The sequence below is a fragment of the Winogradskyella arenosi genome, from assembly GCF_003337305.1.
GTDB lineage: Bacteria > Bacteroidota > Bacteroidia > Flavobacteriales > Flavobacteriaceae > Winogradskyella > Winogradskyella arenosi.
This window is the reverse complement of record NZ_QPJO01000001.1, coordinates 983,531-999,840: the sequence shown is the minus strand read 5'-3', so window position 1 is coordinate 999,840 and position 16,310 is coordinate 983,531. Positions and strand designations below refer to the sequence as shown.

General features: G+C 36.0%; 13 protein-coding genes. 9 read left to right on the top strand and 4 right to left on the bottom strand.

Features of this window, described 5'->3' with window-relative positions:
- Nucleotides 1-88 precede the first annotated feature (88 nt).
- The 3 genes from DFQ08_RS04160 (at nucleotide 89) to DFQ08_RS04150 (ending at nucleotide 3,258) form a co-directional block, all read left to right on the top strand.
- Nucleotides 89-1,681 carry a T9SS type A sorting domain-containing protein gene (locus DFQ08_RS04160; RefSeq protein WP_114308516.1) on the top strand — a complete coding sequence of 531 codons (1,593 nt, stop codon included), beginning with the start codon at nucleotides 89-91 and terminating at the stop codon, nucleotides 1,679-1,681.
- 164 nt (nucleotides 1,682-1,845) lie between these two features.
- A complete protein-coding gene (locus DFQ08_RS04155; protein WP_114308515.1) occupies nucleotides 1,846-2,640 on the top strand; it encodes a hypothetical protein in 795 nt (264 codons plus the stop codon).
- 3 nt (nucleotides 2,641-2,643) lie between these two features.
- Entirely contained in the window at nucleotides 2,644-3,258 is a 615-nt protein-coding gene (locus DFQ08_RS04150; RefSeq protein ID WP_114308514.1) for a deoxynucleoside kinase, read from the top strand.
- Nucleotides 3,259-3,337: 79 nt separating this feature from the next.
- Here the strand turns inward: DFQ08_RS04150 and DFQ08_RS04145 are convergent, their stop codons facing one another.
- Nucleotides 3,338-4,342, bottom strand: a complete 1,005-nt coding sequence (locus tag DFQ08_RS04145) for an App1 family protein (protein WP_114308513.1) — start codon at nucleotides 4,340-4,342, stop codon at nucleotides 3,338-3,340.
- 164 nt (nucleotides 4,343-4,506) lie between these two features.
- Here DFQ08_RS04145 and DFQ08_RS04140 point away from each other — a divergent pair, with 164 nt between their 5' ends.
- The 6 genes from DFQ08_RS04140 to lspA all read left to right on the top strand — a co-directional run bounded on the left by DFQ08_RS04140 (nucleotide 4,507) and on the right by lspA (nucleotide 13,570).
- Nucleotides 4,507-7,035, top strand: coding sequence for a S9 family peptidase (locus tag DFQ08_RS04140; RefSeq protein ID WP_114308512.1), 2,529 nt, complete (start codon nucleotides 4,507-4,509; stop codon nucleotides 7,033-7,035).
- A gap of 136 nt (nucleotides 7,036-7,171) precedes the next feature.
- Entirely contained in the window at nucleotides 7,172-8,731 is a 1,560-nt protein-coding gene (locus DFQ08_RS04135; RefSeq protein ID WP_114308511.1) for an NAD(P)/FAD-dependent oxidoreductase, read from the top strand.
- A gap of 27 nt (nucleotides 8,732-8,758) precedes the next feature.
- Nucleotides 8,759-10,834 (top strand): tetratricopeptide repeat-containing sensor histidine kinase, encoded by a 2,076-nt coding sequence (locus DFQ08_RS04130; protein ID WP_114308510.1) that lies wholly within the window; start codon nucleotides 8,759-8,761, stop codon nucleotides 10,832-10,834.
- Nucleotides 10,824-11,522, top strand: a complete 699-nt coding sequence (locus tag DFQ08_RS04125; protein ID WP_114308509.1) for a LytR/AlgR family response regulator transcription factor — start codon at nucleotides 10,824-10,826, stop codon at nucleotides 11,520-11,522. The genes DFQ08_RS04130 and DFQ08_RS04125 overlap by 11 nt, the downstream gene beginning before the upstream one ends.
- A gap of 639 nt (nucleotides 11,523-12,161) precedes the next feature.
- On the top strand, nucleotides 12,162-13,055 hold the full coding sequence (fabD, locus tag DFQ08_RS04120; RefSeq protein ID WP_114308508.1) for an ACP S-malonyltransferase: 894 nt from the start codon (nucleotides 12,162-12,164) through the stop codon (nucleotides 13,053-13,055).
- Nucleotides 13,056-13,066: 11 nt separating this feature from the next.
- The gene (lspA, locus tag DFQ08_RS04115) at nucleotides 13,067-13,570 is read left to right on the top strand and encodes a signal peptidase II (RefSeq protein ID WP_114308507.1); all 504 of its coding nucleotides are present in this window, start codon (nucleotides 13,067-13,069) and stop codon (nucleotides 13,568-13,570) included.
- On the opposite strand, the gene DFQ08_RS04110 is transcribed toward lspA, so the two are convergent.
- The 3 genes from DFQ08_RS04110 to DFQ08_RS04100 all read right to left on the bottom strand — a co-directional run bounded on the left by DFQ08_RS04110 (nucleotide 13,567) and on the right by DFQ08_RS04100 (nucleotide 16,267).
- Entirely contained in the window at nucleotides 13,567-13,758 is a 192-nt protein-coding gene (locus DFQ08_RS04110) for a hypothetical protein (RefSeq protein WP_114308506.1), read from the bottom strand. The genes lspA and DFQ08_RS04110 overlap by 4 nt on opposite strands.
- Before the next feature lie 244 nt (nucleotides 13,759-14,002).
- Nucleotides 14,003-15,022 carry a UDP-glucose 4-epimerase GalE gene (gene galE, locus DFQ08_RS04105; RefSeq protein WP_114308505.1) on the bottom strand — a complete coding sequence of 340 codons (1,020 nt, stop codon included), beginning with the start codon at nucleotides 15,020-15,022 and terminating at the stop codon, nucleotides 14,003-14,005.
- A gap of 90 nt (nucleotides 15,023-15,112) precedes the next feature.
- The gene (locus tag DFQ08_RS04100; protein WP_114308504.1) at nucleotides 15,113-16,267 is read right to left on the bottom strand and encodes a DegT/DnrJ/EryC1/StrS family aminotransferase; all 1,155 of its coding nucleotides are present in this window, start codon (nucleotides 16,265-16,267) and stop codon (nucleotides 15,113-15,115) included.
- Nucleotides 16,268-16,310: the final 43 nt, after the last annotated feature.

Below are 16,310 nucleotides of genomic sequence, written 5' to 3'. Positions count from 1 at the left end.
TAGGTTAACGATAAGTTAATGGAATCTTAATATAACAATTTGCAATTCTATTTTTTGAATTTTGTTTGAACAAAAATCACATCTAACTATGACTAAAAAGTTACTTTTAATCGTTGCGCTTTCGCTAAGCTATTTTGTAAGCGCGCAAACTGATGAAGCTATTGATGCCACTCCAATGAATGCTTCTGTAAATTTTAATTGTGAAAATGAAAAAACTGGAAACTTTGCTGGTTTTACTAAATCTGAAGAATTTACATGTTTAAGTCCTGAATATGACGAATGGATTGATGCATGGTACGCTTTTACACCAACCGAAACCCAAACTTACGCTATTGAAACCGAAGCCTTAAACGGAAGTACTTACGATGTAAGAATTGCCATTTTCACAGGAACACCAGGTAATTTAACGACCACAACAGGCTGTTCTACACGTTACTCAAATATGACTTTAAACAGTGGTGAAACCTATTATATTCACTTAAGAGGTGCTTTTGAAAATACTCAGTATAGACTTTGTGTTTATCCTTTCCCTGAAGCTCCACTTAATGATGAAGCTTTAAACGCAGACCGATTAGAAGAGTCTACTTTTGGACTTTGTGAAAACCCATCTCTAGGATATACGACAAGTGCAACCTATAGTAGCGAAACCATCTGTAGTACATCTAATCCAGATGTTTGGTATAAATTTACGCCATCACAAACTGCAGAATACACTTTTAAAACAACCTTAGTTAATGGATCTGCACCAACTTATATTGGAGTTTACAGCGGAACACCAGGATACTTAAATGCATTATCTGAAGATTACCCTTCACCAACCGTACAGTGTCAAGATATTGTATTGGCCAATTTAAATGCTGAAGAAACGTATTATATCAGTGTAACATCATCACAATCTTCACAAGCTATTTATTTCGATTTATGTGCTTACAAATCACCACCTGCTCCAACAAATGACAGCTGTGCTACACCAATTGCACTTACTGTAGGACAGAGTTTTGAAGACAATTATATTGTTGCTACCAACACCTCTGCAACTGTAGATGCTTACGAGTCTAACTACCCAAGTTGTGGAACTTTAGACTTTACAACACGCGGTAGAGATGTTTGGTTTACAGTTGTTGTACCAGAGTCTGGAAACTTTACTGTAGAAACACGCCTTGAGCCTACAGAAACCAACATTAATGATACGGTTATGGAAATGTATACAGGATCTTGTGGTGCTGAAACCTTAGAACCTTATTATTATAATTTACCACCACCAAACACAACAACAGCTTACTGTAATGACCAATTTGTTATTGGAGGGGATCCTTTAGCTGGTGTTTTATTTACAGATAAAACACCAGGTGAAACGGTTTATATTAGAGTCTGGGGTTGGGCTTTGCAATTCGGTAAGTTCAGAATTTCGGCTTACGATGCCTCAACTTTAGGTGTTCAAGATTTTGATGAATCACAATTTAGTTTTCACCCAAACCCGGTTAATGAGGTTTTAAACTTAAACTACCATGAACCTATTGAAACGGTTACCGTAAACAACTTGCTAGGTAAAGCTGTACTAACTAAAACCATAAACGCTACGTCAACAAGTGTTGACTTTTCTAATTTGGCCTCTGGAATTTACATTGTTACTGTAAACTCTGGTAAAGCCACTAAAAACTTCAAGGTTATTAAACCGTAAGTTTTTAAAAAAATCCCTTCATTTTTAATTTCAAACACCTTATCCTTCATTGGTTAAGGTGTTTTTTTATGAGTACATCACAGCTTCATCCCAAGAAAGCCAAGACTGATGTCTAAAAGAATCATTCAAATTTTGTATTTTTCATCCTTACAAGACCAAAAGCCATGAAGAAGCTGTTTTATATTTTTATCTTTTTTAGCGTATTCGGCTTTTCACAATCTAAAGGTCAAAACACATTTTCAACAAGGCTTATAGATTCAACCCAACTTCACGCAAAAACCATTTTTGGGGTCGATAATTTTAAAACACTTTATTACAGTACGGATAACAATTCATTTCATAAAAAAACAAAGGATACAACCATTACCTATTCCAATTTTCAGCTTGGTGAAATCACTTCCGCCAATACCTTTAATCCTTTAAAAATGAATCTTTTTTATAAGGATTTTAATACGGTTATTATTTTGGATAATCGCTTGGCCGAAATTTCTAAAATCGACTTTAATCTTACACAACCTTACCGTAATGTATCGTTCATTTCTATGGGCTACCATAACACCCTTTGGTTGTTTAATCAAGATTATAATTATTTAGAACTCTATGATTATAAAGCTCAAAAAACAAAGCTTAAAACCGTGCCTATCCCCTCTAATGTCTTAGACCTTAAGAGCGATTACAACTACTGTTACCTCCTTACAGAGCGTTTTCTTTATGTCTATAATTACTTCGGAAGTCTTATCCATAAACTCCCGAATCTTGAATATGAACGCTTAGCTTTTAGCGAGGCCCATTTGGTTTTAAAATCTAAAGACAAATTATATATCCTTAAAAAAAACGACAACAGTATATACCCTTTGGAACAACCTAATTTGTTAATAAAACAGTTTTTGGTAACCAATGAAACCTTGTATCTTTACCACGAAAATGTACTACGTCATTACCAACTAAAAATCAATTAAGTTATGCATGTTGCTATTGCAGGAAATATAGGAGCTGGAAAAACAACGCTCACAAAATTACTCGCTAAACATTTTAAATGGGAAGCACAGTTGGAAGATGTCGTTGACAATCCGTATTTAGATGATTTTTACAATCAGATGGAACGTTGGAGTTTTAATCTTCAGGTTTACTTTTTAAATAGCAGATTTAGACAAGTTAACATCATTCACGAAAGCGGGAAAGACATTATTCAAGATAGAACCATCTATGAAGATGCGCATATTTTTGCCCCTAACTTGCATGCTATGGGCTTAATGACCAACCGTGATTTTGAAAATTATTCCTCTCTTTTTGAACTTATGGAATCTTATGTAAAGGGTCCTGATTTACTCATCTATTTACGTAGTTCTATCCCTAATTTGGTTAATCAGATTCAAAAACGTGGTCGTGACTATGAAAACTCTATTAGTATCGATTATTTAAGTCGACTTAATGAGCGTTATGAAGCTTGGATTTCTAAATACAACAAAGGCAATCTTTTAATTATTGATGTAGATAATTTAGACTTTGTGGCTAATCCGGAAGATTTAGGTGGCATTATCAATAGAATTGATGCTGAAATCAATGGTTTATTCTAAAGCGCCCCAGATTTTAAAATCATTACTTATTAATCCTACCACAGCTCATCCCATATATTGGGCTAACCTACAACATAGTTTAAGCGATAAACCCATGTGCTTTAGCGTGGGCGATAGCTTCCTTGCTATCTTCAACCATTAAAACCTGAGTGGTTTTATAGTTTTCTATCAGTCCTTTTACCCGAATCATCTTCTTTTTATGTTTTACACTTCTCAGATAGATGGCTAAAATGCGGTCTGGAAATTCTTCTGCAATTTCCATGTAAATATCGGGGTCGTGTTCTCCACTATCGCCAATTAAAATAAAGGGTAAATTAGGATAAGTTTTAAGGAGGTTTAAAATTTCTTTTTGTTTTTGCGGCTTTTCATCCTGAGGTTTTTTACGAAGTAAATTCCCCAAACTTCGCAATAATATAGGGCCCTTCGGAAAATTATTCTGTCGTAAAAAAAGTTCTAAATAACGGTATAAATTCCAAGGGCTATGACTTACGTAAAAAATAGGATTAGCATTCTTACCCGACGCTCCACGATGTAGTTTATGGTAAAATTCCGCAGAACCTTCTAAAGGGATTCTATGTTTGGCATGCCTAAAAATAGAATTATAAATTACACGCCATTTTAAAATAGACACCACACCTGTATGTAATATGGTATCGTCAATATCACTGGCCACACCAAAATCGGCCTTAGGCGACGGAATTAAAATTTCAGAAGGAAATCGATTACGGTTCTGAATGGTACGCTTAATAGTCGCATCGTTATAAGATAATTCAAAGGATAACCACCCTTCATCATTGGCTAAAGCCTTTAAGCCGTTGATGTTTTCTTGCGCAAGAAAATAACCACTATCGTCGGTTGTAACTTTAATAATAGTGTTATCAGGTAATTTTAGATCTAAGCCTACACCTTTAATTTCATCCGTTTCAAAACGCTTCCAGGTATTCACAATAAGGTGCCAAATATGCTGATCTTCTAAATCAATAGATTCATCTTCTAGAGCACGACCTCTAGCATAAAAATGGGTATCGGTTCCGTAACTTCGAAAACCTATAATCTGAAGGGGATCTTTTTTAAACCAACGCAATGTTATTGTCTTTTTAGAAATTTAAAGATACTAATATCGTCTTATAAGCACAGCACTAAGCCAAAGAATTCGTTAGGCTAATGTTAAATATCTCCTAATTTTATAATATTCAAAGTAATTTAGTCAGAATTAAAATCTAGACCTCTTAAACAATTTTACAAAGCATGCAAAAATCACTAAGTCTCCTGTTTTTTAGTTTATTTCTTTGTGTTATAAACGCTCAAAATAGTGACATTAAAAACCCCACCCCAACACCTAATTACAGAGCAGCAGCAAAATTCTCGCCAACCAACTTAGCCAAACTCGTACACTCAACTTCAGTACGTCCTCATTGGCTTAAAAATGGAAACCGCTTTTGGTACCAATATAAAACTTCAGAAGGCTCTCAGTATTATATCGTAGATGCAGATAAGCGTAGTAAAAAAACACTTTTCGACAACGAAAAAATGGCACAATGGCTTACGGAAATCACTAAAGACCCCTATGATGCTCAGCATTTACCAAAATTTGATTTCGAATTTGTAAATAACGAAACCGCTATCCGTTTCTATGTTACCTCTACAGAACAAGTAGATGCCGAACCTTCAAATGAGGATGCCGATAAGGAAACCGATACAACTTCAACTAAAAAGCGAAAAAAGGAAAAGCCTAAAAAAGAAAATAAAGTTTACCACTTTGAGTACCAATTAGGCGGTAATGGCTTAACAGTTTTAGATCATAAAAAGAAAGAAAAAGAACATTGGAAAAAATGGGCCAACATTGCGCCAGACAGTTCCATTGTTTTATTCTCAAAGCACTACAATTTGTATTGGATGGATAAGGCTAACTTTTTAAAAGCCGTTAAAAATGAAAAGGATTCTACTATTGTAGAAAACCAATGGACACAAGATGGTGAAGAAAACTACAGTTTTGGAGGTAGCGGTCGTGGAGAAACCAATGAAGACAAAGTAAAAAACAAGGACAAGCGTAAAGCCGTACGTGGAATTTGGTCTCACGACTCCAAAAAGTTTGTTTTCCAAAGAACCGATTCTAGACACATAAAAGATCTTTGGGTTATAAATACCACCTCTAGCAAACGCCCTACTTTAGAAACTTATAAATACCATATGCCAGGAGAAGATGAGTATTACAAAACAGAACTTCATGTTTTTGATATTCCATCTAAAAGCAGTATCCAAGTACAATTAGATACCGTGAAGCAACAAAGCATTCAGGTTTACCGTGAACCCCGCTTAAAATCGAGCTATGATGACGACTTTGCACCTGCACTTCTCTTATCTAAAAAAGGTAAAATCTATTACAATACTATTAGTAGAGATCGTAAGAAGTTTGACATTTGTGTAGCAGACATTAATACTGGAGCTACAAAAGTGCTTATTGAAGAGCGTTTTAATACCTATATAGAATCGCGTCCTTTAGTTTTACTAAACAACGAGACCGAAATGTTACATTGGGCTGAGCGTTCGGGTTGGGCACATTATTATTTATATGATACCGAAGGGCGTCTTAAAAATCAAATTACTTCAGGATCATTTCACGTAGAACGTGCTATTGGTGTTGATGAAAAAAGTAGAACCTTATATTTCACGGCTCATGGTATTCCTAAAGATCAAGATCCGTACTACGAACACTTATATAAGATAAACTTAAACGGAACAGGCTTAAAAGCTCTGAATCCTGGAGATTACAATACCAGTACAAATATGGCCGACTCTAATGCCTATTTCGTCAGTAATTATTCTAGAGTGAATACGGTTCCTAAATCGGAATTAAGATCTAATACCGGAAAACTTATTATGGAATTAGAAGAGGCCGATTTATCACAACTTATGGCGGCCGGCTACCGATTCCCTGAAACCTTTAAAGTAAAGGCAGACGACGGAATTACGGATATTTATGGGGTGATGTATAAACCTTTCGATTTTGATGAAACCAAATCATATCCGCTTTTAGAATACGTTTACCCAGGACCTCAAACTGAAGCTGTAAATAAATCATTCTCTGTGCGTATGGATCGGTTAGATCGTATGGCACAAGTTGGATTTATCGTGGTTACAACCGGAAACCGTGGTGGACATCCAGACCGTTCTAAATGGTACCACAACTTCGGATATGGTAATTTAAGAGATTACGGATTGGCCGATAAAAGACATGTTGCCGAACAATTAGCAGACCAACATGACTTTATTGATATTAATAAAGTAGGAATCTATGGGCACTCTGGAGGTGGATTTATGTCTACAGCAGCAATGTTAGTGTATCCTGATTTCTTCAAAGCCGCCGTTTCTTCAGCCGGAAACCATGACAACAATATCTACAATAGTTGGTGGAGTGAAACACATCATGGTGTTCAAGAAGAAATGGATGATGATGGTAACGTAAAGTACAAGTACCTTATAGATAATAACCAATCTTTAGCTTCGCATTTAAAAGGACACTTAATGCTTATTACTGGAGATGTAGATAACAATGTACACCCTGGTGGAACGATACGTATGGCTAATGCTTTAATAAAAGCTCATAAACGTTTCGATTTTATGCTTATGCCTGGACAACGTCATAGTTTTGGTAGCATGACGGAGTATTCATTTTGGTTGCGAGCAGATCATTTTAGTAAACACTTTTTAAATTATGAACCTTCTGAGATAGACATCACAGAAATGAATAGAGATCAACCTAAATCAAAATCTTAAATACTTCGTAATCATTCTTAAAAAAAACCGCGTTATAACAACGTGGTTTTTTTATGGAAAAAACTTAATAATCCACAGCTCAACTTATTGCTCATTAAAGGGTTTTGATAACGTTTCTTTTATTTAATTTTGCAACATGATAAAAGCTTTACAACTACGCATCAATTTAAACCAAGAACGACAAGCCGATGGCTTACTCCAAAAAGCGGCTTTCGATCTGGGTATGAAACCTTCTGAAATAACGGGAATCAAGATTTTAAGAAAATCTATTGATGCACGTAAACAACAAATTATGTTTAATTACAAGGTTGAAGTTTATATCAATGAACCGCTTCCTGAAAATTCTGAATACCAATTTAATTATCAAGACGTTTCTAAAGCCAATCCGGTACATATTATTGGATTTGGTCCTGCCGGAATGTATGCTGCCTTACGTTGCATAGAACTCGGTTATAAACCTATTGTTTTAGAGCGTGGAAAAAATGTACAAGAACGTCGTAGAGATTTAAAAGCGATTAATCAGGATCATTTTGTAAACGAAGATTCTAATTATTGTTTTGGCGAAGGCGGAGCAGGAACCTATAGTGATGGTAAACTCTACACTAGAAGTTTAAAACGAGGTGATGTTAGACGAATTTTTGAAAACTTAGTTTATCATGGAGCTACGGATCAAATTTTAGTGGATGCTCACCCACATATTGGAACGAATAAATTACCCAAAGTGGTTCAGAATATAAGAGAAACCATCATCCGTTACGGTGGTGAAGTTCATTTTGAAACCCGCGTGACCAATTTCAGCATTAAAGATCAGAAAATTGTAGCCCTTCAACTTCTTGATGGTACCGAATTAGATACCGAAAAAGTAATTTTGGCGACAGGGCATTCGGCAAGAGATATTTTTTATTTACTGAATGATAAAAACATTAAACTCGAAGCAAAATCTTTTGCTATGGGCGTTCGTGTAGAACATCCTCAAGAGATTATAGACGGTATTCAATACCACTGTAAAGGTGAGCAACGCGATGAACTCTTACCTGCAGCTTCATACAGTTTGGTACAACAAGTTAATGACAGAGGGGTGTATTCCTTCTGTATGTGTCCTGGTGGATTTATCGTTCCAGCCGCTACAGCGAATGGCGAAGTGGTTGTGAATGGGATGTCTCCTTCAAAACGAAACAATAAATTTGCCAATTCTGGTATTGTTACTGAAATTAAGGCCGAAAGAGACCTCCATAAATACGAACACTTTGGGCCGTTAAAAGCCTTAGAATACCAAAAAGACTTAGAGCGCTTAGCCTTTACATCTGGTGGACGACGTCAGTCTGCACCCGGACAAAGACTTACGGATTTCGTTGAAGGTCGATTGTCTAATTCTTTAAATGAAACCTCTTACCAACCCGGATTAAAATCGGCCCCATTACATTCCCTATTACCTAAAATAATTGGGGGCTCCTTACGAAAAGGATTTAAAGCTTTTGGTGAAAAAATGAAAGGCTATTATACGGAACAGGCTAATATTATAGGTGTAGAATCGAGAACCTCTTCTCCTGTTAATATTCCGAGGACGGATAGTTTAGAACATCCTGAAATCACCAACTTATACCCTTGTGGTGAAGGTGGCGGTTATGCTGGCGGTATTATTTCTGCTGCGATGGATGGTGAGCGTTGTGCAGAAGCCGCAACCACTAATTTTTAAATTGCGTTAATTAAAACGCCTGAATCCATGAAACTTGTCTATATTTTATTAGCCCTCTGTTGGTCTCTAAAAGGATTCAGTCAAGTCCCTGTTAAGAAACAACAGCTTATAGACTCTGCCTACCAAATTGCTTCATACTATAAACTTCCGGTAGACGACAGGCTTAGTGCTTATCGTTATTGTTGTTGGAAAACGGTTTATTTAGATTTCAATCAAGGCTTAAAAATTAGTGGTGAGTATTTAGATTTAGCCAAAACAACAGCCCAACACGATAAAATTGCGCAAGCCCATCATTTTTTGGGCCATTCCTATTTAATGTTAGGCCAGATTGATATGGCAGAGCGCATTTTAAAAGAAGGTTTAGACTTAGCCCTTATCAACCAGATGTATGAAGGGGTCGCAACACTATACGGTGACCTCGGGAATTTAAAAAACAGTCAAGGCAACTCTGACCTCGCTTTAGAGTATCATTTTAAGTGTTTGGACTATGCCAATAAACACCAACTCAATGTAGAATATGCCCGTGCTAAAATTAATATTGGAGAAATTTATGAAGCCCAAGGCCAATATAAATTAAGTATAGCCACTTTTCAAGAGGCCTTGCATTTTTGTACGACACACAAGTTTGGCGGATTTAAATCGTCGATCTATGAGAACTTAGGAAATATTAACCTTTCTATAAAAGAGTACAGCACTGCGCAAAAGCATTATTTAACGGCCATTTCTTACGCAAAAAGACTGAACAATAACAACAGGCTAATTCGATCTTTAAACAAATTAGGCGAATTAAATTTAGAACTTAACGATCTCGATCGGGCCTTACAAAATTATAAGGAAGCGCTTCGTGTGGCTTTAACTACTGAAGCATCCTTACTTGAAGCCAAAGTAAGAACCAATTTAGCCGAGGTGTATTTACAGCAAAACCATTTAAAAGAAGCCAAAGTCAATATTACACTTGCTATTACACAGCTTGAAGATTTAAAAATTAAAGAAGACTTAGATAAAGCCTATATCATTGCAGCGAAAATAGATCATAAACTTAATCGGCACGACGAAAGCTACAGATACTACCAAAAAGCTTACCGCATAGCCAAAGACAATCACCATTTGCAACCTCTAAAACTAGCAAGTGAAGGTTTAGCTTTAGCTTATGAAGCACGAGGTGATTTAACAAAAGCACTCACCTATTACAAAGCCTACAACAACTACAATAATCAAATAAGAAATGAGGAAGGGATAAGGGATATTATCCGATTAGAAATGCAAGACATTTATCAGAAGAAGTCCCTTGCCGATAGTATCAATAAAGCCAATGAAATAAAGCTACTTCAATATCAATACGATAAAAAAGAAGAGCGAAACAGGTTAAGAAACTACACGGCAATTTCTAGCATCATTATACTTATTCTTCTCGTTATATGCATCACCTATTTTTACCATCAAAAAAAGAAAATTGCAGCCGTATTATCTAAAAAGAATAAGGTTATAAAGGAAGCCTTAAACGATAAAGAAATCTTATTAAAGGAGGTACACCATCGCGTTAAAAACAATATGCAAGTGGTGTCTTCTGTCTTATATCTAAAATCTAAAAACACAGAGAATAACATTGCTAAAAAAGCCTTGATAGATAGTAAAACCCGAATTGATGCCATGCAACTCGCACATCAAAAAATGTATCTTAAAGGGAATTATAAACAAATTGACGTCAAGGACTATTTTAACGACATTGTAAAGCTCTTGTTAGACCCTATAAAGACTGATGACGATGCCTTTACCGTTCACGGCACTCAACTTTGGTTAGACGTTGAGCAAGCCCAAACTTTAGGCCTTATTTTACATGAGTTAATTGCCAACAGTATAAAATACGCTTGGTCTAAAACCAGCCAAAAACAAGTAAATATCTCTATTGATAAACTAGAACAAGACATTGCATTTCGATATACGGATAATGGTTGTGGCTTACCGGAAGGCACCACTATTGAATCGAGTCAATCATTTGGTTTAAAGTTAATTAATGCACTTTCAACTAGACAATTACTTGGTAAGCTAGATATTGATAATTCCGACGGATTCGACCTAAAAATCACCTTTCATGCCCGATAACATTAAATCCAAAATTTTAATTACAGATGATGATGTTTTCATCTCGGAACAGCTGAATAGTATTTTAGAAGATTTAGGCTATGACGTTACAGCTATTGCCTTCAATGCAGAAAGCGCCATTAAAGCTCTTGAAACTAACCCACCCGACCTCGCTATTTTAGATATCAACATGCATGGGAGCAACCAAGGTTTTGAGATTGCAAAATACATCAATGAGCAGTTACAGATCCCGTTTATATTTCTCACTTCTTTTGCAGATGCCAACACCGTAAAAGAAGCCTCAAAACTTACTCCAGATGGCTATTTATTAAAACCATTTAATGAAGCTAATATTTTTTCTACAATAAATATTGTCCTTAACAGATATGCCATTAACCATAGTTATTTTACCATTAAAATAGGTCATGAATTGCATAAGGTTAAAGAAGAAGAGCTTCTTTTTATTTCCTCTTCAGACAAGTATATAGAAATACACACCAGCACTAAAAAGTATTTAAAAAGAGATTCTATTGACGGTTTTATAACCGCTAATAAACTTACAGACGTCTGCCGTGTTCATCGGTCTTACGCTGTTAAACTGACCAAAATAGACAGCGTTAAAGGAGCTATAATCCATATTGCAGAGCACGAAATCCCTATATCGAACACCTATAAGACCGCTTTTAAGAACGCTTACAACGCTCTATAAGCAAATTATCTTATCCTGTTTTTTTTAAGGTTCTTAGGTAATATTAAACGATGAACGACATCGGTTTTTAAACTCTTCTCGCACAAAACTCCTCACTTCACGACATTTTTTTTTTAGAGTTTAAACAATGGCTTAATATTGTTTTAGAATCTTTAACCTACTTACTTTTGAAAAAAAATTCTCTATTAATTGGGGTATTTATAGCGCTTGCTGTTGTTCTTGTCACGGCTCAAGTTATCATCCTCGTACAACTCAGTTTTCATTCCTAGTTCTTCTTATAAGGACAAATATGATTTGATAAGAAGGCATCGCCCGCTTTAGATTATTTACCTAAAAAAGATTCGCAACAACGTGAATGCTGGTTTTTCAACATGCAACTCTTAGCGTTTTCTAAATACCTGATACTCTTTTAGGTTCTTCCTTTTAAAACCAAGCATAGCGACATACTTAAGGCTTTAATTTTCCTGAAGTCCTTCAGAAATAAAACGAAAACAAAGCTCTACGTATCCAAATTACACCACAGAATCGCCCGTTTATTTCTCCGTTTTAATAGTTAAAAATTAAAGCTGTGAATGCCACTTTATATAGGAGTTGTTTAAATAAATTATTATTATTTTCGCATCATAAATTTAGATAACAATGAACGCATATATATTTCCAGGTCAAGGAGCTCAATTTACAGGAATGGGTTTAGATCTTTATGAAAACTCTCCATTAGCACAAGAATTATTTGAAAAAGCCAATACAATCTTAGGCTTTCATATTACAGACATCATGTTTGAAGGTTCTAAGGAGGACTTAAAGGAAACCAAAGTTACGCAACCAGCGGTATTTTTACATTCGGTGATTTTAGCGAAGACTTTAGGCGACAGTTTTAAACCCGATATGGTAGCCGGACATTCATTAGGTGAATTTTCAGCTTTAGTAGCTGCAGGGGCCTTAACGTTTGAAGATGGATTAAAGCTAGTTTCTCAACGTGCTATAGCCATGCAAAAAGCTTGTGAATTACAACCAAGTACAATGGCTGCCGTTTTAGGATTGGAAGATGCCGTAGTTGAGGAGGTTTGTAAAACTATCGACGGTGTAGTGGTTGCAGCCAATTATAACTGCCCAGGTCAGTTGGTGATTTCTGGAGAAGTAGAAGCTATTAATAAAGCTTGCGAGGCTTTAAAAGAAGCTGGCGCTCGCCGTGCACTTGTGCTTCCTGTTGGTGGTGCATTTCACTCGCCTTTAATGGAGCCTGCTCGTGAAGAGTTAGCAGCAGCCATAGAGAACACAACGTTCAGTAAACCAAACTGTCCTATTTACCAAAATGTTACTGCATCTGCAATTACAGATGAAAATGAAATAAAAGCTAATTTAATTTCACAACTTACAGCTCCCGTGCGTTGGACACAATCTGTACAACAAATGATTAATGATGGAGCTAGCTTATTTACAGAAGTAGGGCCTGGTAAAGTATTACAAGGTTTGGTTAAGAAAATAAATCGCGAAGCAGAAACAGTTTCTGCAACCTTAGATACAAACGCCTAAACCCTAAAACTTTGAATAGGAATCTTTTTATAACGCTACTGATTATCTTCAATATTGCTATTGATCAAATCTCAAAGGTCATTGTGAGAACCACGATGATAAGAGGTAGTAAAGGACAAATCAATGTCATCAAAGACTATTTTCAGCTCATTTGGGTTGAAAATAAAGGGGCCTTTTTAGGCATGGGTAGTGATATGAATCCAACACTAAGATTGTTGTTTCTTCTTATTTTACCCACCCTTGTATTAGGGTATGTTGTCTATTACATTCTTAAAACTAAATCCTTAGACCAACTGAGTCTTATTGCCTTTTGTTGTATTGTAGGAGGTGGTATTGCCAATGTATTTGACCGTATTGTATTTGGCCAAGTAACAGATTTCTTCTACATTAATTTAGGTGGTGTCTTTAGAACCGGAATCTTCAATGTTGCCGATTTATCGGTAACAACAGGGATGGTTATGCTTCTATTCAGTGGTGTGTTTACCAATAAGAAAAAAGAAAAAGCGTTAGATTAACGTGCTAATAGGCAGTCTTCGCAGTCTTTAACTTCGCCGTAGTACGTTTCACGATATTTGTGAAGCGTTTTGTAAGGAATACTTAAAAATTGTTTCTTGATGTAAGTCACATTAGTTTGTAATGCGCCCATTTTTCTGGTGAATCGACCTTCTGTTTTGGTCTCTCTTTTAATACTAATCAATTTCATGTTGTTCAATTATCATTCCGTACAAAGTAACGAATTTAGATGACCAACTCCAAGAAATCAATGTTAAATACTGATTAACAAGCTATTGGATTATGACATCAAAAATGAGACCCCATAACCCTTAGCATATTCTTAGTTAACCCTAAGCTGCATTACACATTTAATAATTAAGATTTTTTAATTATTAACATTAAGTCGCCACAATGGGTTTTCTTCTATTTTAAAAGGAAAGCCGTTGAAAGGCTTATTTACTTCTTATTTTTTGCTCCCATTTCCATGCCGCATCCATAGCGTCATCTAATGTTAATTCCGTTTTCCAACCTAACACGCTATTGGCTTTAGACGTTTCTGCATAGGCCGCAGTAACATCACCTTCTCTTCGGTCTACAATTTTATAATTTAAGGCCTTTCCAGAAACACGTTCAAAAGATTGTACAGCTTCTAAAACCGTACTTCCTGTTCCGGTCCCTAGGTTAAAGAATTCATAATTAGAGTCATTTTTAACATCCAACAAGCGCTGTAGTGCTACCACATGTGCCTTAGCTAAATCCACTACATGAATATAATCTCTTACACAAGTTCCATCTGAGGTTGGATAATCACCACCAAAAACAGAAAGTTGCTCGCGCATTCCAATAGCTGTTTGTGTAATATAAGGCACTAAATTCTGAGGCACTCCAATAGGTAGTTCTCCAATCTCGGTAGATTCATGAGCACCAATAGGGTTAAAATAACGTAAAGCAATCGCTTTAATATCGCCATTAACACGGCAGGTATCTCTAATAATTTCCTCCCCTATTTGCTTGGTATTTCCGTATGGAGATTCGGCTGGTTTAACCGGTGCATTTTCAGTAATAGGCAATTCATCAGCTTGACCATAAACCGTACAAGACGAGCTAAAAATAAAATTCTTCTTCTCTAAGCCCTTTAATTCCTGAAGCAGATAAATTAACGTGCTAATGTTATTTTCATAATACATTAAAGGTTCGGCAACACTCTCTCCTACCGCTTTATTGGCCGCAAAGTGAATGATCCCTTGAATATCCGTATGACGCTTAAAAAAATCCTGAACATCAGCCTTCACCTTTAAATCCAATTTCTCAAAAAGTGGTTTTTTATTGGTAATTGCGGTGATGCCATCTAAAACTTCAATCGTAGAATTAGATAAATTATCTATTATAACAACCTCATAGCCTTCATTTTGTAATTCTACAACGGTATGCGATCCTATAAAACCTAAACCACCTGTAACTAAAATTTTCATGTTTTTTTCTTTATTGCGTTCGTTCAATGTAAAATTCCTAAGTTTGTTAAACCGCCATGATCGTAACATCTTGACGGTTTTAAACGTGTCCTATGAATTGATAAAATTTAAAACCGTATCGGTAATAAAAGTAATTTGTTCATCGTCTAATTCTGTATGCATTGGTAATGAGATTACAGACGTTACCAAAGCATTAGTCACCTTGAAATCTGCTTCATTATAACGCTCATCTTTATAGGCTTTTTGACGGTGTAAAGGAATTGGGTAATAGACCCCACAAGGGATATTTTTCTCTTGCAAGTACGCTACCAAAGCATCCCTATCAACATCAACAAGATTTAAGGTATATTGATGAAACACATGGCAATCGCAAGTATCACAAATGCCTTCGCAGGTCGTTAAACCTGTTGGAATAATTATATTCTTATGATTTTTAAAGGCTTCATTATATTTTCGAGCTGTACGACGACGAGCTGCATTATAGTTATCTAAATGCGGTAATTTTGCATTTAAAACCGCTGCTTGGATAGAATCTAAACGTGAGTTTACCCCAACCACATCGTGGTGGTAACGCTCGTACATCCCGTGATTTACAATACCTCTAATAGTATGCGCTAAATCGTCGTCATTAGTAAAAATAGCACCGCCATCACCATAACATCCTAAGTTTTTAGAAGGGAAGAACGATGTTGATGCCGCATGACCAATCGCACCTGTTTTAGTTTTAGAACCATCGCGATGTGTATATTCGGCACCAATGCCTTGGGCATTATCTTCAATAACGAATAAATTATGTTCTTTAGCCAAATCCATAATAGCATCCATATTTGCTGGCAATCCAAACAAGTGTACCGGTACTATAGCTTTTGTTTTTGGTGTAATCGCTTTTTTGATGGCTTCCACATCAATATTAAAAGTTACCGGATCAACATCAACTAAGACGGGTGTTAATTGTAATAACGCAATCACCTCTACTGTAGCGGCAAACGTAAAATCTGCAGTGATTACCTCATCGCCTGGTTTTAAACCAAAGCCCATCATGGCAATTTGCAAAGCATCGGTACCGTTAGCACAAGGAATAACATGCTTAACCCCTAAATAATCTTCAAGATTTTTCTGAAATTCATGAACTTTGGGTCCGTTAATAAAAGCGGCGCTATCCATGACCTCTTGAATCGATGGATCTACTATATCTTTAATTTTGGCATATTGACTTTGAAGGTCAACCATTTGTATTTTTTTCATTGTAAAGCTTACATTTATAATCTTAAATAGATGAGCAAAAAGC